This window comes from Paenibacillus sp. FSL H7-0943, assembly GCF_037963265.1.
GTDB lineage: Bacteria > Bacillota > Bacilli > Paenibacillales > Paenibacillaceae > Paenibacillus_AQ > Paenibacillus_AQ odorifer.
This window is the reverse complement of the sequence record NZ_CP150148.1, coordinates 2854724-2878309: the sequence shown is the minus strand read 5'-3', so window position 1 is coordinate 2878309 and position 23586 is coordinate 2854724. Positions and strand designations below refer to the sequence as shown.

General features: G+C 44.3%; 21 protein-coding genes. 4 read left to right on the top strand and 17 right to left on the bottom strand.

The genetic code is table 11. The annotated features are described in order from the left end of the window. Positions 1 to 101: 101 nt before the first annotated feature. The 6 genes from NSQ55_RS12385 to NSQ55_RS12360 all read right to left on the bottom strand — a co-directional run bounded on the left by NSQ55_RS12385 (position 102) and on the right by NSQ55_RS12360 (position 7951). Positions 102 to 1430, bottom strand: a complete 1329-nt coding sequence (locus tag NSQ55_RS12385) for an extracellular solute-binding protein (RefSeq protein WP_248548093.1) — start codon at positions 1428 to 1430, stop codon at positions 102 to 104. A gap of 127 nt (positions 1431 to 1557) precedes the next feature. After that, the gene (locus tag NSQ55_RS12380; RefSeq protein WP_076183420.1) at positions 1558 to 3126 is read right to left on the bottom strand and encodes a response regulator; all 1569 of its coding nucleotides are present in this window, start codon (positions 3124 to 3126) and stop codon (positions 1558 to 1560) included. After that, on the bottom strand, positions 3119 to 4885 hold the full coding sequence (locus NSQ55_RS12375) for a sensor histidine kinase (RefSeq protein WP_339173617.1): 1767 nt from the start codon (positions 4883 to 4885) through the stop codon (positions 3119 to 3121). Before NSQ55_RS12375 ends, NSQ55_RS12380 begins: the two co-directional genes overlap by 8 nt. 223 nt (positions 4886 to 5108) lie before the next feature. After that, positions 5109 to 5903 carry an ABC transporter ATP-binding protein gene (locus NSQ55_RS12370; RefSeq protein WP_076135466.1) on the bottom strand — a complete coding sequence of 265 codons (795 nt, stop codon included), beginning with the start codon at positions 5901 to 5903 and terminating at the stop codon, positions 5109 to 5111. Further along, on the bottom strand, positions 5896 to 6819 hold the full coding sequence (locus NSQ55_RS12365; RefSeq protein WP_036686219.1) for an ABC transporter permease: 924 nt from the start codon (positions 6817 to 6819) through the stop codon (positions 5896 to 5898). The genes NSQ55_RS12370 and NSQ55_RS12365 overlap by 8 nt, the downstream gene beginning before the upstream one ends. Positions 6820 to 6880: 61 nt before the next feature. Continuing rightward, positions 6881 to 7951, bottom strand: coding sequence for an ABC transporter substrate-binding protein (locus tag NSQ55_RS12360; protein ID WP_076125887.1), 1071 nt, complete (start codon positions 7949 to 7951; stop codon positions 6881 to 6883). A gap of 324 nt (positions 7952 to 8275) precedes the next feature. Here NSQ55_RS12360 and NSQ55_RS12355 point away from each other — a divergent pair, with 324 nt between their 5' ends. Beyond that, positions 8276 to 9211, top strand: coding sequence for an NlpC/P60 family protein (locus NSQ55_RS12355; RefSeq protein ID WP_339173608.1), 936 nt, complete (start codon positions 8276 to 8278; stop codon positions 9209 to 9211). 90 nt (positions 9212 to 9301) lie between these two features. Here NSQ55_RS12355 and NSQ55_RS12350 read toward each other — a convergent pair whose 3' ends face one another. Together NSQ55_RS12350 and NSQ55_RS12345 are read right to left on the bottom strand one after the other, a co-directional pair. Beyond that, positions 9302 to 11998, bottom strand: a complete 2697-nt coding sequence (locus NSQ55_RS12350; protein ID WP_339174493.1) for a calcium-translocating P-type ATPase, SERCA-type — start codon at positions 11996 to 11998, stop codon at positions 9302 to 9304. Positions 11999 to 12124: 126 nt separating this feature from the next. Then, positions 12125 to 12538, bottom strand: a complete 414-nt coding sequence (locus NSQ55_RS12345) for a DUF2500 domain-containing protein (protein ID WP_339173606.1) — start codon at positions 12536 to 12538, stop codon at positions 12125 to 12127. Positions 12539 to 12722: 184 nt separating this feature from the next. Between NSQ55_RS12345 and NSQ55_RS12340 the strand changes: the two genes are divergently transcribed. After that, positions 12723 to 13085 (top strand): hypothetical protein, encoded by a 363-nt coding sequence (locus NSQ55_RS12340; protein WP_339173604.1) that lies wholly within the window; start codon positions 12723 to 12725, stop codon positions 13083 to 13085. Between the two features lie 356 nt (positions 13086 to 13441). Here the strand turns inward: NSQ55_RS12340 and NSQ55_RS12335 are convergent, their stop codons facing one another. Then, the gene (locus tag NSQ55_RS12335; RefSeq protein ID WP_175617292.1) at positions 13442 to 13612 is read right to left on the bottom strand and encodes a hypothetical protein; all 171 of its coding nucleotides are present in this window, start codon (positions 13610 to 13612) and stop codon (positions 13442 to 13444) included. 424 nt (positions 13613 to 14036) lie between these two features. Between NSQ55_RS12335 and NSQ55_RS12330 the strand changes: the two genes are divergently transcribed. Further along, positions 14037 to 14897: a YitT family protein gene (locus NSQ55_RS12330; protein ID WP_076125880.1), complete on the top strand. Its 861-nt coding sequence runs from the start codon at positions 14037 to 14039 to the stop codon at positions 14895 to 14897. Positions 14898 to 15199: 302 nt separating this feature from the next. On the opposite strand, the gene NSQ55_RS12325 is transcribed toward NSQ55_RS12330, so the two are convergent. The 5 genes from NSQ55_RS12325 to NSQ55_RS12305 all read right to left on the bottom strand — a co-directional run bounded on the left by NSQ55_RS12325 (position 15200) and on the right by NSQ55_RS12305 (position 21270). After that, positions 15200 to 15421 (bottom strand): hypothetical protein, encoded by a 222-nt coding sequence (locus NSQ55_RS12325; protein WP_339173600.1) that lies wholly within the window; start codon positions 15419 to 15421, stop codon positions 15200 to 15202. Between the two features lie 702 nt (positions 15422 to 16123). Further along, complete coding sequence (locus NSQ55_RS12320) at positions 16124 to 16411, bottom strand: stage VI sporulation protein F (RefSeq protein WP_036686212.1); 288 nt, start codon at positions 16409 to 16411, stop codon at positions 16124 to 16126. Positions 16412 to 16477: 66 nt separating this feature from the next. Continuing rightward, entirely contained in the window at positions 16478 to 18529 is a 2052-nt protein-coding gene (gene recG / locus NSQ55_RS12315; protein WP_036686210.1) for an ATP-dependent DNA helicase RecG, read from the bottom strand. 9 nt (positions 18530 to 18538) lie between these two features. Further along, positions 18539 to 19402, bottom strand: a complete 864-nt coding sequence (locus NSQ55_RS12310; RefSeq protein ID WP_036686209.1) for a DegV family protein — start codon at positions 19400 to 19402, stop codon at positions 18539 to 18541. A gap of 83 nt (positions 19403 to 19485) precedes the next feature. After that, positions 19486 to 21270 (bottom strand): DAK2 domain-containing protein, encoded by a 1785-nt coding sequence (locus NSQ55_RS12305; RefSeq protein ID WP_339173594.1) that lies wholly within the window; start codon positions 21268 to 21270, stop codon positions 19486 to 19488. A 190-nt stretch (positions 21271 to 21460) separates the two neighbouring features. Here NSQ55_RS12305 and rpmB point away from each other — a divergent pair, with 190 nt between their 5' ends. Further along, positions 21461 to 21649 (top strand): 50S ribosomal protein L28, encoded by a 189-nt coding sequence (gene rpmB, locus NSQ55_RS12300; RefSeq protein WP_036686205.1) that lies wholly within the window; start codon positions 21461 to 21463, stop codon positions 21647 to 21649. A 102-nt stretch (positions 21650 to 21751) separates the two neighbouring features. Here the strand turns inward: rpmB and spoVM are convergent, their stop codons facing one another. The 3 genes from spoVM to rsgA all read right to left on the bottom strand — a co-directional run bounded on the left by spoVM (position 21752) and on the right by rsgA (position 23585). Further along, the gene (spoVM, locus tag NSQ55_RS12295; protein WP_020431362.1) at positions 21752 to 21832 is read right to left on the bottom strand and encodes a stage V sporulation protein SpoVM; all 81 of its coding nucleotides are present in this window, start codon (positions 21830 to 21832) and stop codon (positions 21752 to 21754) included. A gap of 177 nt (positions 21833 to 22009) precedes the next feature. After that, positions 22010 to 22675 (bottom strand): ribulose-phosphate 3-epimerase, encoded by a 666-nt coding sequence (gene rpe, locus NSQ55_RS12290; protein WP_076136152.1) that lies wholly within the window; start codon positions 22673 to 22675, stop codon positions 22010 to 22012. 4 nt (positions 22676 to 22679) lie between these two features. Beyond that, on the bottom strand, positions 22680 to 23585 hold the full coding sequence (gene rsgA, locus NSQ55_RS12285; protein WP_339173591.1) for a ribosome small subunit-dependent GTPase A: 906 nt from the start codon (positions 23583 to 23585) through the stop codon (positions 22680 to 22682). Position 23586: the final 1 nt, after the last annotated feature.

Sequence of the window (23586 nt, the reverse complement as noted above, 5' to 3'; positions counted from 1 at the left end):
ACTCCTTTTTATGTGAATAATATGGGAAACGGGATGCCGCCTAGCGAAATGGCATGCCGTTTCCCATGTGAGACGCAGTATAGTTATCTGTTACCCTACGATTAACGGCTGGAAAGAATAGAGTTCGCTTCTTTTCGGAACTGTGCCGCTGCTGCTGCTGGATCGATTTTCCCGAAGTTCATTTGTTCAGCAAGGTCTGTAAGCAGGGCTACAACCTCTGGTGATCCAACCGGTGGACTCATAGGTGAAGTAGTAGGCTCCATGTCAGCAACAAACTTAAATACTTGCTTACCGGAATCAGTTAATTGTGTAGCTACAGATTCTTTGATTTTGCTTGAAATCGGTACTCCGCGTTCGCCTTTGATCAGGTTGTTAGCTTCCACATCATTAATCCAGAAATCAACGAACTTCGCTGCTTCTTCCTTCACTTTAGAGTTAGAAGTAATTGACCAGTACATACTTGGCTGCATGTAAAGCCCTTTATCCATATCTGGACCAGGCATTTGTGCCAGCTCCATAGGACGATTTACAGCGATTTGCAAAGCAACGTATTGGTTCGACCATTGCCATACACCGATACCTGTCCCTTTAACAATATCCGACTCTTCAATAACCCCTTTATTTTGGCTCAGTTTGTCTTGTGATGGGACCGCTCCATCTTTAATCAAACCAGACAACATTCCGAAAAAGTCAGTGAACAACGCATCGTCCTCATAACCAAGTGCGGAACCATCATTGTTATAGAGTGCCAGCCCTTTTGTACGCAGATAATAGTTGAAGAACACGTCTGCTGCCATGGAACCGTCCATATACAGTCCAGCCGACTTAGCTTTTGCGGCGATTTCCTTGTATTGATCCCAAGTCCAGTTCTCTGGGATAGAATCAACACCTGCCTTTTTCAGCAATTCTGGATCATATTGAAAACCAAGTACGTTAACCCCTAACGGAATTCCGTATTGCTTCTCACCGATCACTCCAGTACTCAGCACGTTCTCATTCACATCGCCGACTTGAATCTGAGAGTTCAAATAAGGTTTCAAATCTTCGAGCTGTCCGTTAGATCCATATTGATTAATATAGGAAATATCCATTTGAACGATGTCAGGAAGTCTATTTGCAGCAGCTTGCGGAGCAAGCTTTTTCCAGTAATCATCAAAGGATGCATATTCAGGCTCAATGGTTACATTCGGATATTTGGCTTCATACATATCAATAACTTGTTGTGTATAAGAATGTCTTGTATCTCCACCCCACCATGCGATACGCAGGGTTACTGGTTCTGCTGAGGTCGTGGCCGCAGGTTTCGTCTCCGAAGGAGTATTTGTAGCGGAATCCGTAGCAGCAGCATTGTTATTGTTGTTACCTCCACAACCAGCTAACATCGACGACAGCAATAATGGTACGGCTAGTAAAGCGAATCTCTTTTTCAATTTCATGTCCCCTTTTCCTATGATAGTGTAAAGGCTCTGATCCCTTTAGGTAGCGCTTTCATTGGTTAAATTTTCTCAAATATTCCGTGATTATTGAATACAAAAAACCGTCTTGTTTGTTCAATAATCAGTTCGCTTGAGGGGGTTTCATGAAATCTGTAGGGGTCTGGCCGGTTACTTTTTTAAAAACCTGACTGAAATATTGTGCATTTCCACCGAAGCCGAACATTTCAGCCAGCTCAAATACTCTTACATCCCCACTTCTCAAAATATGCTCCGATGCTTTAGCAATCCGGTAATTGGTTACGTAATTCGAGAATTTCTCTCCGGTAATTTTCTTGAATATTTTGCCTAGATAGTCGGGATTCATATATAACATTTCAGCAGCGACCGAGCTAAGCGACAGCTCTGCATTCTTGTAATCCTCTGCGATAATTTTGAACATTTTGTCTACAATAAGCGATTGCCGGGAACTAAAATGTCGGTCATACATCGCTGTTAAGCGAACCGCTGCCTCTTTGACGTATGCTTTTAAACCTCCCAAGGTTCTAATTTCGGCAAGCTCCGCCAAGCCCGATGTGAAGCTATTTCTTTCATCAGGGACTGCTAAACGAATCATAGCGGAATATAACTGTAAAACATAAGAACGCGTCACGTTAATATCTAACCGTTCATCAGCGAGCAAGTTGAATAATCGTTCCAATTCCAGCTCCACCGTATTTTGATCGCCTGCTTTTATAAGTAGACAAATATGCTCTTCATCTAGCTCGATATCATTTCTTCCACTTAGCTCATCACTTGGGATATCACTCCCGGTAATCAAACCGCCCGCCTCCAAATAAAAACGATGGTTTAGGCACTGCAAGGTCTGACGATACAATCTCCGGGAATGAATCATAAGGTCAGCATCACTAATCGCGATTGTCACATCCATTTTATAAAACTTGCAGAATACCTCTCTTACTTCAGCGATACGTTTAAGCAAGGGGCTATTCTGCACCGTATTTCCTTCGTCTTCCAGTAATATTAATAAATGACCGCCTATCGTCGCACTCAGGAGTGTTTCCTGAAGTACGTCCTGGGCAATATTTTGCAGAGCGAACAATTGCTCATATTCGTAAGAACCTTCTAGTCGGAACAGGAGCAAGCGTACCGTTTTGTCATTGAGTTCAATGCCGAATAATTCCTGATAGTACTCTAGATCCTGACTTCCATAAGTTTTGTTAGAGATCCATTCCTTCAAAAATTGTTCTTTCACATGGGGCAACACCTTCTGAAGACGTTGTTTCATGCTATTTACGAATTCGCCCCGGCTCTTCTGTTCATCGAGCTCTGCTACCAGCTCAACCAGCGCTTCATGGATCTGATTCTCATTGCACGGCTTTAAAAGATAATGTTTGACCCCGTTCTGCATAGCAATACAAGCATAATCAAAATCCTTATAACCAGTCAGCATAACGAATTTCACATCTGGAAATCGTTCACTGCATTTTTGCACCAGTCCCAAACCATCTAAACCAGGCATAGAAATATCAGTGATCACAATTTCGGGGCTAAGCTCCTCTATTTTTACCAAAGCCTCAATCCCGTTCCACGCCGTGCCTACAAGCTCTGTTCCCGCTCGTCCCCAGTCCACAACCTGCGATATCCCTTCCAGAATCAAGCGTTCATCATCCACCAGCAGCAGTTTATACATTCTCTAGCACTCCTTTTAAGTAAGGTATACGCACATGTATAGTTGTTCCTTGACCCGGTTCACTTTCTATGGAAGTGCCCCATTCAGGACCGAAGACGATTTGAATCCGTTCCGCGATGTTAGCTAAGCCGATGCCTTCTCCACGGGTCTTAACTCTTCCCATCTGCAAATCTTTGATAAATTCAGCGCTCATTCCCGGTCCATTATCACTGACTCTGATATCGAGGCCCTGCTCTTCTTCACTAACTGTTATAGAAATGGTACACGGCTCAATATTAGGCTCTAGTGCATAGCGGATAGCATTTTCGATTAAAGGCTGCAAGGTCAGCTTCGGAATCAAAGCGTCATGCAGATGTTCAGGTACATCCATCCGGAAATCAAGCCTCTCATCAAACCGTGTTTTCTGGATAATGACATAATTGCGCACGATAGTGATCTCTTTTTCTAGTGTAATCAGCGGATCCTTTAGACCAATAGAGCTGCGGAACAAGTAACCGAGCGCTTCTACCATTTCTGAGATTTTGGCTTGTTTGTTCATTTTGGCTAACCAGTTGATCGATTCCAGTGTATTGTACAAAAAATGCGGATTAATCTGTGCCTGCAAAGCTTTTAGCTCTGTCTCTCTAATAATCAGCTGCTTCGCATAGTTCTCATCAATAAGCTCTCTGATCCTGCGGATCATCATTTTAAAAGTCCGGTTTAGCTGACTAACCTCGTCCTGCGCAGTCTGTGAAACCACACCTAATGACTGTTCCTCCAGATTGTCCAGATCGCCTTTCTCGATTTGCTTCATTTTTTTGGTCAACTTAGAGATCGGACGTACAATACTGCGAGCAAGCCTGTAGCCTAAAAGGAGACCAATTAATAAGATTAGTGCGAATATGATGACGACCAGCTTTTTGACAAAAGTAATATGTTTGAACATCTCATTAAATGGAGTGGCATTGATGTAGATCCAATCTATATAAGATGATTTCGTCTTGGTTATAAAATAAGTACCTTCTTGATATTTGGCCGTGCGATATAGCTCCGGACGTTCTGTCTCTTCTTTAAGCTCTTCTGGCAAAAGAATCGGCGCTTCAGGATAGATTGCCTGTCCCGTCGTGGCATCAACTGCGATTAATTGGTCAGTTTCGCTCGTACTATCCGCAATGATTAGATCGATCCGAATACGGATCACGAGTGTACCCAGATCATCCAGCGTAAACGTTGACCCTGTATAAGATTTAATCTGCCGAACCGCCAAAAGTGAATTTCTGTTTCCTTGCGGATACCACACTATACTCCCGCTAGCTTCCGCAGCTAACGGCTTTAACTGATCCTGCAGATCCTGTGATACTCCTTCACGATTGCCCGCAGTCATTACTCCGCCACTCGTATCCATCAGCATCATGGAATAAACGTATTTCTCTGCCCCTGCAAAAGCAACCAGCCTGTTTATGATCTTGTTATGTAGAACTTGTCTTTCATAAGGCTGTGGATCATTCTGCAATTGGCGCAGGCATTCCTGAATTTGCTCATCAGACACCACTGTAAAAGAAAGCTGATCCAATTCTCTTAGGGCATTTTCGATGCTAATGGAGGACATCCCCAGTACCTCAGAGGCCTTTTCATAAATTTGCTTGTCATAGATACGATACACATATTGTAAAACGGTCAAAGAGAATAAAAAGGAAAGTAGAAGCAAAAAGGAAATAATCAGTATCATTTTGTTGAAAATGCCCGAACTTCTGTAAGCGCTAACATTTTTCCAAATCATCTGCATTCTCCGCTCCCTAAATATGATAATTTTCATTTATTATCACTATAATTCCATTATAAACCATAATGTTCCATTTGGGTAAATTTACGTGAACTGAAAGATAAGGATAGTATAATGGCTCGGCGAAAAAATTCCTATGTAAAAAAGGGCTCGAAATGAAATCCAGAATCAGACTTCACTTCAAGCCCTTATATTGAGCTACCTTCACAGCTACAACTGACTAGCCCAGCATCATTCGGTCATCTGCCAATTTATGTCCGCTGATTGTCTCGAATTCTCCGAGCAGCCGTTCTACAGTAAGATCTTTTTTACGTTCCTCATCGATATCCAAAATAATACGGCCCTTATCCATCATGATCAGACGATTGCCAAGACGAATGGCCTGTTCCATGTTATGAGTAACCATTAGGGTGGTTAACTTCATCTCTCGGACAATGGACTCTGTCAGTTTAGTAATCAGCTCCGCACGAGAAGGGTCAAGGGCTGCTGTATGTTCATCTAAAAGTAAAATTTGCGGTTGAGTAAAGGTCGCCATTAGCAGACTTAGCGCTTGTCTCTCTCCCCCTGACAACAACCCTACTTTTGCCCGCAGGCGATCTTCCAGCCCAATCCCCAGACGGCTTAGCTCATCGCGAAACAAAGCTCTTTTAGCTTTATTTACGCCAAAGGTTAACCCTCTGCTTTTGCCTCTTTTATAAGCCATAGCTAAATTTTCTTCAATCGTCATATGTGGAGCCGTACCCGCCATTGGGTCCTGAAAGACACGGCCGATCCAACGACTCCGTTGAAATTCCGCCAAATGGCTGATTGAATTTCCCTCAATGCTGGCTGTACCCAGATCCGGCTTCATGACACCGGAAATAATGTTCATCAACGTAGATTTACCAGCTCCATTACTTCCAATGATGGTGACAAAATCACCGGGAAGAAGCTCCAAGTCAATGCCGAGCAGCGCTATTTTCTCATCGGGTGTTCCGGGATTGAACAGCTTAGATACGTTCTCCAGTTTAAGCATCGATGGTGCCTCCTCTCTTGCTGCTTAGCGCCTGCTCAGCTAATTCAACGGAACGCCTCCGCGCCATATTCTTCTGCTTCAGGAAACGCTGAATCGACGGGAATACAAGAGCGAAAATAACGATAATTGCTGTGATCAGCTTAAGATCCGAAGCTTTCAGCCACGGTACCCGCAAGGCAAGTGCAACTACGATCCGGTAAACTATGGATCCGAGCACAACAGCCAATGTGGCCCGAAATACATTTTTAGCACCGAATATGGCTTCACCGATGATCACCGAAGCTAACCCGATTACAATCATCCCAATACCCATAGAGGAATCCGCAAAAGTAGAATACTGAGTGATTAACGCCCCCGAGAGCGCCACCATTCCATTGGATAAACTGACACCAAGAATAGTGGTATTATCCGTGTTCACACCCAGACTACGGATCATTCTTGCATTATCTCCGGTAGCCCGCAGCGCAAGTCCAAGATCTGTACGCAGGAATAAATCCATTACTATTTTCACAAAAATAACTACAAACGGCAGAACGAGCAGAGGATCAATGGAAGTGAACAAGGTAGTGTCGCCCATTAAAGACCAGTTCGGTTTGCCACCAAATATCCGCAGATTAATGGAATAGAGTGCAATCATCATCAAAATCCCGGATAACAGTCCATTAATCTTGCCTTTCGTATGTAATAGGCCCGTACACATTCCTGCCAGCATTCCACCAGCAATAGCGGCCAGGGTAGCAAGCCATGGTGCATAACCGTTAGTAATCATAACAGCGGCAATGGCACCACCAGTGGTAAAGCTCCCATCTACAGTCAAATCAGGGAAATCAAGAATACGAAAGGTAATGTATACACCTAAAGCCATAAATGCGTAAAGCAGTCCCATTTCAACGGCCCCGAGCATCGAATTTAACATAGATGACTTCCTCCTTCGAGCGGAAAGGGGCGTTCTCACGAAATCGCCCCTATATAATGGCTTATTGAATAATATTGTTAGCTTGATCGGCAACTTCTGCCTTCATTGCATCAGTCACTTCTATGCCTTGCGCTGCTGCAGATTTCAGGTTAAGAATGAGATCGAGTTTTTCTTGCATGGTTACTTTCATATCAGCTGGCTTTTTACCATTTTTCAAAATATCCACGGCCATTTGACCCACTTGATAGCCATGATCGAAATATTTAAAACCAACGGTGGCGAAAGCTCCCTTTTCAACCGTATCACGGTCACTGGAGAAGAAGGGAATTTTCTTGTCATTAGCTGTTTGAATAATGGTATCCACTGCACTTACGACTGTGTTATCCAAAGTAATGTAGAATGCATCTACACGACCCACAAGTGATTCTGCAGCTTGTTTGACTTCAGAGGTATTCGTGATGGCAGCCTTCACTAGCTCGATTCCATGTTTATCCAACTCTTTTTTAGCAATCTCAGCCATAATTACTGCATTTGGTTCACCTTCATTAATAACGATGCCCAGCTTTTTCACGTTAGGAAATTGGGTAGCTATAAATTGCATTAATCTGTTAATCGCTTCGGGATTGGTGTCCGATACCCCTGATACATTGCCACCTGGATGCTCCAGATCCGTGACAATCTTCGCGTCGAGTGGGTCAGTTACGGCTGCGAATAAAATCGGTGTATCCTTACTTGCTTTGCTGAGTGCTTGAACAATTGATTGAGCGGAAGGCGTTGCAATTGCCAATACCAAATCATTAGAGTCAGCGGCAATCTTTTGAGCAATGGACAAGTTATTCGCTTGATCAGCCTGAGCATTCTCAAGGTCAACCTTCAGGTTCTCACCTTCAACGATTCCTGCATCCTTCAAAGCAGCGAGAATTCCTTCACGTGTAGCATCAAGTGAGGGGTGCTCCACATATTGCGAGATCGCAATTTTGTACGTTTTTGAATCTGCTGCTCCTGCATTCGTAGGGGAATTACCGGAATTCGCTGCATTTCCTGCGTTTCCCGCAGTGTTATTGTTACCACAACCAGCTGCTACGAGCATGAAGCATAAGCTTAATCCCGCCAAAATGTTTCTCTTTTTCATCAAAGTACCCCATTTCATTAGTTTATTAACGCATACATCAAGGTGAGCGACTCAGCATTATCACTTTTATCGATAAAAGCATTAAAGCATAAGCTTACACGTACCTCACATTAATGATAGAAATCTATTAAACCTATATTATATGGAGGTTGTTTATCCGTCAATCACTTATCATATTTCCATAGATTTCAAATTCTGAAGAATATATGACATCAAAACAGGTAATGCTTGGTTGTCTCTTACAACGATTGCCTTCGTTTCTTTTACATAAAAAAAATCGCCCTGCACAAACTTAATTTACAGTTTGAAGATGGAGCGTGTTAAATGGCTAATAATCACAAAAGACTACTAACCACCGCTGCTGTATTGCTTGCTGTCGCTTTAACGAGTTCATCCTGCGGTTATTCATCTCAATCGCAAAAACCTAAGGTTAACGCGCTAACTCCTGATGGAACAAATGCCTCCAGTTATTATGAACAATCTGCAATTACTGACGCTCAGGGAAAGTACTGGATTCCACTTAAGCCTGCGGTTACTTCGCTCGGATATCGGATGAAAGATGATGGTTCAAGTGATGGATACACTAAAATCGGTTATAGCGATGTTATGTATATGCTGCGCCCTGGCTCACCACAGGTATTCTCACTTGGGGAAAAAATCACACTGCCACAGGCCCCTAGACGACAAGAAGGGCAAATCTATATCACCCCTTTAGCCTTGTCCAAATTTCTGCAAACAGAAGTAGGCTGGAATCCCCAGTCGGGTGAGATAAACATTGCTACACCGTCCGAACGTAAGACTATCGAAAAATTATCGACGGTCGAATTCACGAGTGAATCTAAATCTTTACGCATTCAAAGTATTTCTGAAGCGGATAAAAAGGAGTTAGTCGCTTTTGCCAAAAATTTCTTAGGTGTACCCTACGACTTTGGCGCTGGATCTTATGAAGAAACCAAAAAATTTGATTGCTCTTCTTTTACAAGGCATGTTTTCAAAAAATTCGGTGTCAGCTTACCTCGTTTAGCTAAAGATCAAGATAATTTAGGTACTCGTGTAAGTCGAAGCGAACTGGATGTAGGAGATCTTATCTTTTTTACCGTTCCCGGCCGATTTGAAAGTGATGCTATACCTGGTCATGTCGGTATTTACATTGGAGACGGAAAGTTTATCCACACTTGGGGCGAACCCGGAGTTCAGATCAGTGACCTCGACTCAGGTTATTGGAGTAATGTAATCCTCCACATGCAACGTGTTTTATAAGCTTCCCATACTTTAAAAGAAATCATTCAAAAAGCCTGAATCCCTATTGAAGGGATTCAGGCTTTTTGACTACAACTCTTAACCAAATTCTTAATCCCAGCTCTTGCCCCTTCCGCTTATCCGGACAAACAGCTTTACAAGTTCTACTATGACAATAATCGCTACAGCTGCTGCACATACTATTCCCCACTGTAATCCACTTAAATGTGAGACACCAAACCAGTCGTTTAAGCCCGGGATGATGATCACAAGCACAAGCATTAGTATAGAGATCAGCGACGCCCATAACATATACCGATTGCTGAACCAACCGATCTGGAATAGCGATTTTTTATTGGATCTGACGTTAAAAGCATGGGCAATTTGCAGTAATCCTAATGTGGCAAAGGCCATTGTAACCGCAATACCTTCATTGTAATGCGTATGCGCCCATTGGTACACGAATAACGTAAGCGCCGCTTCTATAATCCCTTGATATATAATCCCAATCCCCACGCCGCCGGCAAAGATGCTACTGCTTGCTTTACGCGGCTTCTTCGCCATTACATCCTCACCGGCTTTCTCAAGCCCGAGGGCAAGTGCAGGTAAAGTATCCGTAACGAGATTAATCCACAGGATATGGATCGGCTCTAGAATACGCCAACCAATCATAGTGGCAATAAATAATGTCAGCACTTCCCCAAGGTTAGCGGAGAGAAGGAACTGGATTGCTTTGCGGATATTGCTGTAAACTTTCCGTCCTTCTTCAACGGCAACAACTATAGTCGTAAAGTTATCGTCGGCAAGCACCATATCTGATACACCCTTGGCAACATCCGTTCCGGTTATCCCCATGCCCACACCGATGTCGGATGATTTAAGTGCAGGAGCATCATTTACACCATCTCCGGTCATCGCCACAATTTTTCCTTTTTGCCGCCAAGCCTTAACGATACGCACCTTGTGTTCAGGAGAGACGCGTGCATAAACCGAATAATCGGTAACCTTCTCCGCAAATTCCTCTTCGCTGAATTTATCCAGCTCACTGCCCGTTAATACACCTGATTCATCTTCAATAATCCCTAATCTTTTGGCAATAGCCGCTGCTGTATCACGATGATCCCCTGTAATCATTACAGGTCTTATTCCCGCTTTACGGCAGATGGCTACCGCATCCCGTACTTCCTCACGCGGCGGGTCTATCATACCAACCAAACCAATAAATACTAACTCTATCTCCGTGGTATCTGGTGAGAGATCGGTCGGCAGCTGCTCCTCATCTCGGAAAGCAAACGCCAACACTCGAAGTGCGTCATTTGCGAGCATTTTATTACTCTCCATGATATTCCGCTTATGTTCGTCTTGTAGAGGTACAATTTCTCCATCCACATAAATATGGCTGCATTTGGACAAAAGTACATCTGGTGCACCCTTTGTCAGCACACGATATCGACCATCTTCTACCTCATGAATCGTTGTCATCAGCTTGCGATCAGAGTCAAAAGGCAGCTCATTTTTACGTGGATATTTCTTTTCAAGCTCCCTTTTGTCAGTACCTATACTAAGCGCATAATCGACTAACGCGGTCTCCGTCGGATCGCCGATGATTGCTTTTCCGCTCTTGGTTTGGGGATCCTTGTTTCCAGCTTTTGCTTCAGTTTCACTAGGAGTCTTTCCTTCGTCAATGCTGGAGTCATTACAAAGCGTCATAGCTTGAAGCAATAACTCACCACCAGGAATCCCTTCAAGTCCTGCACTGGAATCAGTGGTCTTTCCGTTGACATGTACTTTTTCGACAGTCATTTTATTTAATGTTAAAGTACCTGTCTTATCGGAGCATATAATCTCTGTACTTCCGAGTGTCTCCACGGCAGGAAGCTTGCGAATGATCGCTTTTCGTCCCGCCATTCGCTGCACACCAAGCGCGAGAATGATCGTAACAATTGCTGGCAGCCCTTCCGGGATAGCCGCTACCGCAAGTGAGATCGAGGTGAGTAGCATATCCATTAGCTCTCTTCCCTCGAAGATCCCAACGGCAAAGATAATCACGCAAACGCCAAGAATAATAAAGGTGAAATATTTCCCTAGTTCATCCAGCTTTTTTTGCAGCGGTGTTACATCATTATCTTCCTCCGAGATATAACCGGCAATTCTACCGACCTCCGTCTGCATTCCTGTTGTTGTAACGACACCAACCGCCCGGCCATAAGTAACACTGCTGCTCATATAAGCCATATTGGTGCGGTCACCGATTACAATGTCGCTGCCTTCAAGCACACCGGCCCGCTTTTCTGATGGCAATGATTCTCCTGTAAGCGCGGCTTCCTCCGTCTTTAACGATGCGGCTTCCAAAAGTCTTATATCCGCCGGAACTACATTTCCGGCTTCCAGTAATACGATATCCCCGGGTACGAGGTCTTCACTTTTTATCTCAGTAACCTGACCGGAACGTCTTACTCTGGCATGCGGAGAGGACATGCTTTTAAGCGCATCGAGTGCCTGCTCCGCCTTATTTTCCTGAATAACTCCAAGCACCGCGTTCAGAATGACTACAAGCAAAATAATAATCGTATCCGTCCATTCCCCCAAAACTCCTGATAATACAGCTGCTACTAGCAAAATAAAGATCATTACATTTTTAAATTGTTCGATAAACTTTTCTAATAGCGATTTAGTCTTCGCTTCTTGCAGTACATTCTTCCCATATCGCTCCAGAAATTTAGCCGCTTCATCGGAAGATAAACCCTCTTTCCGAGTTTCCAGCCTATTCAGCACTTCTTCCTCGCTCAGAGTATGGAAGGGTACCAGCCCTTGCGATTGTGGATTATTTGAATTCAAGACCATAGCCTCCTTCCAGAATTGAGATCTGGTAAAACCTCTCATATGAGTTTTACCCAAAACAGGCATGGTGATTCTTGAATGGTATGTACTTTTTTAGAAATTTAGATGTTCTTTCTTCAAATCGCGATTGAAGCTTTTAAACCTAGTCCCTTGATACAGGAGTTCGCCTTGGTCACCTTCTACAATCAGGCCAAAATCCTGATCTCTTACCTGCAACTCCAATCGAGAGCCATCGGCAAACTCAAACGTAACATAATAACTAGTATTTGCTCTCGATTCACCGGATCCACCCCATACCTCGGTTCGTTTGGTGACCGCTGTGCAGTTTGCTTTTATCAAAGGACTTGCGTTATTGGACATCCAGATTCTCACTGATTTAACAATTATAAAAACGAAAAGGCCAAGAAAAAGCAAAGCAAATAATTTAAAAAACAGTGGCATCTCATGAATGAAACTTCCGAAAAAGCTGCGCTCATCAAAACCGTTAAAATCCTGCCATTCGCTCAAATTTATCCCTCCTGACTGAAACTAGATAATAAAAGTTATCTATGCTGCGAAATACGTCATTTTTCCCGTTCGGTTTCATGTTTTCATCATCTATATATGAATTTTTTTCACAAAACAATTTGGATTCAAAGGAAAAGGTATGGTATGCTTTTTATACTACATACCGTTAGGAGGTGTTATTTCGGTGCAATATATAGCGCGTTTATCACTACATTGGTTTCTTCGTATAGTCCTAATTCTGGGAATGATGTTCTCTTTTCCACCTGCCTGGTCTGGAGGATTATTCACTACGGAGCAAGAATCAACGACATCCGAAATTGAACGCTACGAGCGAAAGTTTACACCTCCCGTAAGGATTGCACCTCAAATAACCCCTCAGGTAGGAGCCATCAAAATAACTGAACAGTGGGGTATGAAGTCACTTGCGGTCGTTGCAATACTCCCTGTACTTTCTTTACTGTTCCGTCCAGTGATTTATAAATTCCTGCTTCGACTGCGGCTGTACCTGTTAAAATTCACGTCTCATTTTCTAATTTCACTCCACTAACGAAGTTCACCTCTGCCCTAAATGAATGTCGGCTGAAGGGAATTTAGAACTTCAATTGATAAAAATCTTATGTATCATGAATTATAGAGATGCGGATTTCCCGGTGGGTATACATGCTCGCATTGCTCATCATCCACTGGAAGAAAGCAAGTATCTTGGCTGAACCATGTTCTGGATATCCGTTCCGGAGCGCTTTTACATTAGTAATATTCGCAGCACTATTCTTGATTGCTGGATTCTCCGAGAGCACTCGTCTAGCAGACAGAAGTTATTGGCGCACTACTAGTGGACTTTTCCTCGCTGAAACCGAACATGTGAGACGAATTGAAAAGCTCGTGATCCTATTTCGTTATTTCTTAGGTGCCATCTTCTTCTTCAGCTTGAGACTGAGGTACATCCACCCACCTTAGGCGGTGAGGCGCTCTAGGCTCCCTTGCAGCAGTTATCGTTACGCTGATTGGCAACTTCGTTGCAGGCTTGCTGGCCGGACGCTGCGCTGGTCTAAGCCCTCGTGCTTCATCTATCATGGATGCCTATAGTCTCGCGGGATAAACTTTAAATTGTTTTAGCCAATTTGGGTAAAGAAAGCGGAGTGCTGGCTATTCTTCACTATTTCCAGCCATTCGCAACCAATTGGAGCCTTTGCAACATTCTCCGTCATTTGCAACCATTTGCGGCCATTTACAGCTATTTGCAGCTATTTCCAGCTATTTGCGGCCATTTTCAGCCTTTCGCAGAGATTTGCAACCATTTGCAGCCATTCGCAGACATTTACGTGCTGATCCTTGTTGTCCTTGGACATTGTCTGACGAAGGAATCTAAATAGATTTGTAAAATAACGGATAAAGTATTCAACTTTGAGAAACGACATGATGCACGAATATCAAAAAAAATCTGCCATAGCCACTGAAAATAAGTAAGGTCGTTTCCCCTGTTGAAGGAGGAAAAACTATGCAGAACAAAATAAATCAACGTCAACAGCTACAAAGAAGCTCTACCTTCCGAGTTCTCACAGTCATTGCCGGCGCATTGCTTGCTGCTGTAGGATTGGAATTATTTTTAATGCCACATGGCCTTGTTGTCGGCGGGATTACAGGTTTATCCGCATTATTCGCTCATACTACTGAAATGCAGCTTGGATTGTTTCTATTTCTATTCAATCTGCCCTTTATATTTATGTCGCGAAAACAAGTAAATCTCCGCTTTGCTCTTTACACTGTTTTGGGATTAACCTGCCTAACCATCGCGTCTCTTGCGCTGCATCGTTTTCCTGCTGTGATTAGCGATCCTTTACCTGCCGCAATGGCAGGAGGCATCTGTCTTGGAGTAGGTATTGGAATATCTGTGAGATTCGGCGGTGTAAATAAACAAGCCAGTGACCAAGGGTATTCTCTGCTGAGCGGCGGACCTCCAAAGTCAACGGAAGTCGTTATTATGATCCTGAACTGTGCAATTCTGCTTTTTGCAGGTACATTGTTCGGTTGGGAGCAAGCAATGTATTCTATTATTGCCTACCTGCTGGCTTTCGAAGGTGTTCGTATCTCACTACGGGGATTATCCCACTCCCGCACTGCTTGGATTACCAGCAGCCGATGTTTGGACATTCAGCAAGCAATCGCAAGCTCCCTAAACCGAGAAGCTGCGATTGCTGAAGGTTCAGGGCAAGATGGAGAGGTTAGCACGTTGTTTTGTCTGACGAACAGAATGGAAGAAGAGCATCTTCGGGCACTCGTTCTACAGTGTGATTCAGAGAGCCAAATTGTGTTCAGATCAGCCACTAAAGATCATAGACAAACACGCTTACACGAATAAAAAAAGGGAGCGCCCTTAAGCCATGAAAATGGCTGGAGCGCTCCTTTCTTTTTGAATTTAGCCTTTAATCGCAACCAATTTTTCTGAGCGAGACCTAATTTCTTGAGCGAAGATCCCAATTTTCTGTTTGTGACCCAAAACTTCTTGATCGAAGCCTCAAACTCAGCTTATTCGAACAAGTTTACGCGCTTGAGGCAGCTATCGGACACAGCGGACCTTATACGCGAAATTACCCTGAATTTTGGAGGCTATCGGACCCCAAAGCCCCTATTGGCACAAAAAACGCCAAATATGAGTCTATTTCATATGAATAACTGCACTGGAGTCCGAAACCTTGCTCCAAAGGCGATATATTTGTAAATAACGTCATTGGAGTCCGAAAGCCACAGCGGATGATCATAATTCGGCGGTAGCGACTTGCGGATGAACAAGATTCGGTGGTACCCTACAGCAGATGAACTTGATTCGGTAGCATCAGACGATAGATGAACATGAATCGGTAGCATCAGACGATGGATAAACATAATTCAGCGGTACCCCACGGCAGATGAATGGAATTCGGTGGCATCGGACACAGTGGGCCTTATACGCGAAATTACCCTGAATTTTGGAGGCTATCGGACCCCAAAGCCCCTATTGGCACAAAAAACGCCAACTATGAGCTTATTTCTTATGAATAACTGCACTGGGGTCCGAAACCTTGCTCCAAAGGCGATATATTTGCGAATAACGTCATTGGAGTCCGAATGCCACAGCGGACGATTGGATAAGCATGATTCGGTAGCATCAGACGGTGGATAAACATCATTCAGCGGTACCCCACGGCAGATGAACATGTTTCGGCGACATCGGACGGCGGATGACTATGATTCGGTGGTATTAGACGTAGGATGGATATAATTCGGCGGTATCGGATAGCGAATGATCATATTTCTACGGTATTGGACAACGGTTGACTATGATTCAGTGGCATCTGACGAAGGTTGACCATGATTCGGTGGCATCAAACGATGGATGAACATCATTCAGCGGTACCGGACGACGAATGACCACGATTCGGTGGCATCGGTTTGTCCGGAATAGAGACATATTGCAGCATGCCGTAACTACGACCAAAAACGCAAAGCAGCGATCCTCCAGTAATAGGAGGATCGCTGCTTGCAGACTGTCACATACGATGAAAAAAACATCTATGGACAACCCCTACTTTTCATTTAATACGCTACTTAACGGAACATTCCCCACAAGCGGATCAAATGAAAGGTGTTGTTCGGATCGATTTTCTGCGCAATGATAAACTTTACAATTTGTTCTTCCTGTGTCGAGGTCAATTTCTCGTTCAATACACCTGACGCTTTTCGTACCAATCTGCGAACAACCGCAGGATCCTGCAGCTCCTGTTTCGAGATGCCCTCAATCATACTTTTGATACGATCCTTCACAGTCGAGTTTTTCATCTTCAGCTTGATGCGATCCACCAACTGAGGGCTAATTCCGAATTGTTGATAACCCAAGTGTAGCACCTCCCGTCATATCCAATCTTTCACAGTATATGAGCCTTCGGTGCTACATGTGCCTAGTTAGTCAATTAATTCTCCTTGGAAGATCTGTTCACTCTGTAAATAATGCCGAAGAGATGCATATTCAGGTGATGTCCAAAAGGCTTCATCCTTAAGCAGCTCAGCAACATCATCCCGCGCCTGCTCGAGAATTTCAAAGTCAGCCGTCATATCTGCCAGCCGAAACTCCGGTAATCCACTCTGCTTTGTCCCAAAAAAGTCCCCCGGACCACGCAGCTCCAAATCCCTTCGGGAAATCTCAAATCCGTCATCCGTATCGGTCATGGCAGTCATTCGCTCACGTCCGATTTCAGATTTTGGATCAGCTACCAACACACAAAAAGAGGCATGCTGCCCTCTTCCTACCCGTCCACGCAGCTGGTGCAGCTGTGACAGGCCAAAACGATCCGCATCCATAATGATCATCAATGTAGCATTAGGAACGTCTACACCCACCTCCACCACCGTAGTGGACACAAGCAGCTGCAGCTCATTGTTATAAAACGCCCGCATCACTTCATCTTTTTCAGCGGGAGTCATTTTACCATGTAAAAGCCCAACTTTATAGCTAGGGAAAGCTTGGCTCATCTGAATATGCAAATCAATAGCATTCTGCACATCCAGCTTCTCTGACTCTTCAATAAGCGGACAGATCAGATAAGCTTGACGACCGAGATCAATTTCACGCTTAATCAAATTCAGCACACGATCCATAAGATCATGCTTTACCCAGTAACTAGTTATTGGCACCCGGCCTTTCGGCCTCTCAGATAAAGTGGATACATCCATATCTCCAAAAACAGAGATAGCAAGCGTACGAGGAATAGGCGTCGCCGTCATCGTCAGTACATCTGGATTATATCCTTTACGCCGCAATACACCACGCTGATTCACACCAAAACGATGCTGCTCGTCAGTTACTACAAGACCCAGATCACGGAAAAATACATCCTCCTGAATCAAAGCATGTGTTCCTACCACGATATCAAGCATCCCCATTTGCAACGAGGCCAATAATTCTTTACGTTTTCGGCCAGTCACACTGCCCGTAAGGAGTCCTACAGTAATCCCGAACGGCTCAAACATTCTGGTAAGTGAACGCATATGCTGCTCTGCCAAAATCTCTGTAGGCACCATAAGTGCACCCTGAAAACCAGATCTTACTGTAGCAAAAAGCGCCACTGCCGCAAGCACTGTTTTACCCGAGCCAACATCTCCTTGCAGCAGACGATTCATGCAATATGGTGAACGCAGATCATGTAAAATCTCCAGTTCTACACGTTTCTGTGCATCTGTAAGCTCAAAAGGCAGACTGCGAACGAACTGGCGTACCGTCGCGTTATCCACTGTGTGGACTACCCCATCCATCCGCCCGCGGTTCAGAACCCTGAACGCTTGCATCTTCAACTGGAACAGGAATAGTTCCTCATACACCATCCTACGGCGCCCCTGCTGCCCTTCACGAGTGTCCTCAGGCCTATGAATAGTGGCAATGGCCCGTTTACGCGGCATGAAGTCATATTCCCTCATAATAGAATGCGGTAAAATCTCTGGAATCAGATCCCCATACTGCTGAAGTCCCTGATTAATAACCTTTCTGATCCAGGACTGCGTGATCTTACCACCTACTGAATAGACTGGCTGCAGTGTTCCCGTCTTCCCTTCACCACGATCCGGAAATTCATAATCAGTCACTGTAATCTGATTGCGCTTCTGATCCCATTTTCCGGTCAGCACAATTTCCCGTCCCACAGTGAGTTGCTCTCTTACGTAATGGCGGTTAAACCAGGTTGCTGTGAACATCCAGGGCTCTGCAACCATCTTACAGCTAAGACGAGACTTGCCGCCAAAGCGCTGCAGCACAGGGATACCGATCACTTTTGCCTCAACGGTCACTTTATCCCCGTGTTTAGTCTCGCTAAGCGAGCGGGGCCGATAATCCTCGTAGCGGAACGGATAATACTCTAATAAATCCTTTACTGTAAAGACGCCAAAGGCGTGAAGCTCGCTTTGCTTTTGAGCACTCACGCCAGTTATGTTTTTTACTTCAATTTGATTTAATGCCAGTGTCATATTAATCCCTCATTTTGCAGGCCAAATGAACACAGCTAATGTACCGTTACCGACATGGCTGCCCACGACAGGGCCGACGTTCGTCAGCACTTTTTCTTCCAAGGTGAAGTGTCCTGCAAGCTCATTCAGGAACTCCTCGCCGGAAGCCGGTTCAGCCGTATGACCCACGGCCACATTGATTTTGTTTACACCCTGCAGATCCCGCTTGAACAGTTCAATCATACGGGCGACAGCCTTCTTACGGCCTCTAACTTTCTCCACCGCATAAATAATACCTTCTGCATCAATGGACAGGATCGGCTTAATATTCAGAAGTGTCCCCAGAATAGCGGAGGCTTTCCCAATTCTCCCGCCTTTTTGTAAATATTCAAGTGTATCTACTAAGAAGTAAAGCTTACGCGATTGACGTAGGCTTTCTACAGCCTCAAGTATCTCTTCAGGTCCTTTGCCCTCAGCAGACATTCTGGCAGCTTCCACTACCATAAATCCAAAACCATAAGAAGCGGAGAGAGAATCCACAACAGTGATTCCTTCTCCCTCTTCCTCCAGCATCGATTTAGCCAGCAATGCAGATTGATAAGTCCCGCTCAGTCCAGAAGAAATATGAAAGGAAAGGATAGAACAGCCCGGGTTACGCTCCAGAATACTGCGGTACACATTCATATATTCAACCGGTGAGGGTTGAGAAGTAGTCGGCAGCTGTGAGGTACGGGGAAGACGCTCATAGAACTGCTCCGGAGTCATATCCAGATTGTCCCTAAAAGCCTCTTCGCCGAACATTAAGGTCAACGGTACTACCTCAATTCCGTACGTTTCCGCCATTGCTGGCGGGATATCTGAAGTGCTGTCGGTGACGATAATGGTACGATTCATGGATTTTCTCCCCCAAGCTATAATTTTGCCAACTACGCAATAACAAATTTCTACTCCATTGTTATAGAACCATTAATTCCTATCTATGGCTCTACAGAGAACAGATAATAATACAGGGGTTGGCCACCCTCATGAATCTCAACTTCCACATTCGGATAAGTCTCTTCCAGCCACTCACTCAAAGAATCAGTAGCCTCGGATTCTGTTTCTGCGCCAATAAGGATCGTGACGATTTCGTCGCCATTCTCCAGCATGTTGGATAACAGCGCCTGACTTGCAGCCAAAAGATCATCTGCCGCAGCAACAATTTTGGAATTAGAAATCCCAATAAATTGGCCCGACTTAATCTCCAGCTCATCAAAGCTTGTATCACGCACAGCGTTCGTTACTTGTCCGGACTTCACATGAGAGATTGCTTCCAGCATATTCTCAGAATTAGTCTCCACAGCATCTTCCTCTTGGAACGCAAAAGCTGCTGCTATTCCCTGTGGAATACTTTTACTTGGAATCACCGTAATCTCACGTTCGCCTTCTAGAAGATCTTTAGCTTGTTGAGCGGCAAGAACAATGTTCGAGTTATTCGGCAAAATATAAACATGCTTCGCAGATATAGAAGAAATCGCGTTCACGAAATCCTCCGTGCTAGGATTCATTGTTTGACCACCAGCTAGGACTACGTCCACTCCAAGGCTTTTGAAAATATCAGCAATACCTGCTCCAGAAGATACCGCAATGAAGCCGTAAGGTGCCAAATCATCAGCTGGTGGCTCAGCAGGAGACATTTGCACTGCACTCTTCTCATTCGGCATATCAGCGAATACATCAGGCATTGGTGCAATATCCATACCCGCAGTCAGCAGGTCACGATGCTGCTCTCGCATATTAAGAATGTGAATCTGCGTGATCTCCCCATAAAGAAGAGCCAAGTTCATCACTTCACCTGGAGCCTTAGAATGCACATGCACTTTAATCGTCTCATCATCCGAAATTACAATAATGGAATCGCCATTAACTGACAACGCTTTCCTAAAAGCTTCCTCATCAAAATTAGTTCTCACGTTAACGCCTAACTGGCGATTAATGAAAAACTCCATATCATATAGAAATTCTATATCTTCAGTAGATAGCTGTGACTGCGCAGAAGACTGTACAGAAAACAGTTCATTTTCAGGTTTCGTTAACACGGGTTTAGGCGCTGGTGCAACGGGTGTGTGGGTTTGTCCTTGCACAGATTCAGACAGACGGGTACTTCCGTTCGTCAGATGCTGGTGAAACCCTTCATAAATGTAGACCAAACCTTGACCGCCAGAATCTACAACACCGACTTGCTTCAATACAGGTAATTGCTCAGGCGTATAAGCTAAGGCTTCTTTTGCTTTGGCTAATACCTCTGTCATCAGCTCCACAACGTCAGTAGTACGGCGGGCATAATAAACAGCATGTCTTGCAGCCTCTTTAGCTACAGTAAGAATAGTTCCCTCTACAGGCTTTACAACTGCTTTATACGCAGCGTCCACTCCGGTTTGCAGCGCAGCAGCGAACTGCTGTGTATTAAGCTCATCATGTTGAGCCGCATACCTGCTAAACCCTCTGAATAACTGGGACAAAATAACGCCGGAATTCCCGCGAGCTCCCATTAATAAGCCCTTGGAGAGTACACCTGCACATTGGCCCACAGAAGTGGTGTTATTTTTCTTTAATTCATTCGCACCTGCAGTCATCGTCAAATTCATGTTTGTACCGGTATCTCCGTCTGGGACCGGAAAAACATTTAGGGAATTGACGTGTTCTGCATGCTGTTGCAGCTTATCCGCTCCAGCCAATACCATAGCGGTAAAATCTGTTCCGTTTATAGAACGCTTACTCAATTGAGAATTCCCCTTCCTAACTTCATGCCTAATCATTCTATGATTAACAGGACATAATGCACTAATTTACATTGTACTATAAGTATTAAAAGAAATAAATGTTTTTGAATCGGTTGACGTAGCAAAATTTGCTGTGATATTATAGATAAGTATTGTTTATGCAGGTGTTAGGAATAAGGAGGTGTAATCTATGTCCCGCAAATGTGCAGTAACAGGCAAGAAACCGAGCAGCGGCAACCACGTGTCTCACGCTAATAACCGCAACCGTCGTTCTTGGGGAGTTAACGTTCAGAAGGTCCGTATCCTCGTGAACGGTAAACCAAAACGCGTGTACGTCAGCACCCGTGCTTTGAAAGCCGGTAAAGTTGAACGCGTTTAGTCTTTAGCAATTTTTAAGACCGAACGATAACTTATATGAAGCAAAAAGCACCCTTTACATTTGTAAGGTGCTTTTTTTCATGTTTTCTTTTCTGTTAGAGGCTTAACTCTTCTGAAATGTGTTCAATATTGCTTTAACAAAACCTCCCAAAAACCTTGGCAGCTTAAACGTGTAAAATTTCATGATTTACCCTCCCATCAATTCATGCCGTACGCAGGAGACTTTCCTCTTGTCAATAACGGAAACGAACTGCAGTCCTCCCTGCCAAAACAAAAAAAGGCTACATGAGATTTCTGCTCATGTAACCATATTTATGCACCGAGGACTTGGCCTATACCTCTAGTCTCAATCGCCTATTTTTTAACGCAGTGCTGATTCGGCTGCTTCTCGAATTCCTCGGATCGCCGCAGCACGATCACTCCGGCCAAAAACTGCATTCCCCGCTACCAAAACATCGGCTCCAGCTGCCACAACCAATGGTGCTGTTTCTTCCGATACTCCACCATCTACTTCGATCAATAAATCTGGATTCACTTCATTCGCCCATTCTCGAATTTGAGTGATTTTGCGTAAAGTGTTAGGAATGAATGCTTGACCACCAAAGCCTGGATTAACGGTCATCACCAGAATCATATCCACATCCTCCAGCACCTCACGCACCGCTGAAGCCGGAGTACCCGGATTAATTGCTACACTTGCCTTCAGTCCCAGTTCCTTGATTTGATGAACCACACGATGCAAATGAACGCATGCCTCAGCGTGAACGGTGATCACACTTGCACCTGCTGCAGCAAAATCAGGGATATAACGTTCTGGTGACTCAATCATCAAGTGAACATCAAGAGGCAGCTTGGTATGTAACGATACAGCTTTTACAATAGGTGGACCCAACGTGATATTCGGCACAAAATGACCGTCCATTACATCCACATGTATCCAATCTCCACCACTGGCTTCCGCCTCTGCAACTTCTGGACCTAAACGCGCGAAATCCGCCGACAATAAAGATGGTGCTATTCGTATCATGATGTTAGTACCTCCGCTTTTTATCTTTCATTTCATTAAAAAACAGTTTGTAATGATCATAGCGACTATCCGCAATTTTCCCTGCTTTCCAAGCCTCTATTACACGGCAGCCTGGTTCATGCTGATGACTGCAGCCCCGGAACTTACAATCGGATGCGTATTGAGCAAATTCACGAAAACAAGTGGACAGCTCTTCTACACCAAGCTCCAAGAAATCAAGCTGACTAAAACCTGGGGTATCTGCAACAAAACCTCCACTACCAATATCCATCAGCTCCACATGACGGGTCGTATGACGACCACGCCCCAATCGTAAACTGATCTCTCCAGTCTCCAGTTTAAGCCCGGGAACAATACGATTCAATAAGGTGGACTTACCAACCCCTGATTGACCCGCAAAAACGCTAATACCACCAGTAAGCCGTTGTCTTAGCTCATCGCTTCCGGCACCAGTAAGTGAACTTGTAACCATCACTTCATATCCGATATCCTCATAAAGTTCTTTAACATAACGGGTAGCTTCACCATCATCATCCGCCAAATCCTGTTTAGTCAGAACAATTAGGGGTTCCAGACCCGAATGTTCAATATGAACTAGAAACTTGTCCAACAGATTCAGGTTCATATCGGGCTCCCGAACGGAGAATAAAAGCACTGCGAGCTTAACATTCGCTACAGGTGGACGAATCAGTTCAGATTCTCTAGGTAGAAGTTCATCCACCATTCCTTCTCCATGCTCAGTAAGTATATAAATAACCCGATCTCCAACTAGCGGAGCGATCCCTTTTTTCTTGAGAATTCCTCGGCCTCTGCATTGAACAGAATGCTCTTCAGTCGCAATTAACCCTTCGCGGAGCGGTTTCACATAATAATAACCGCTTAACGCTTTAACAATTATACCTTCAGGCATA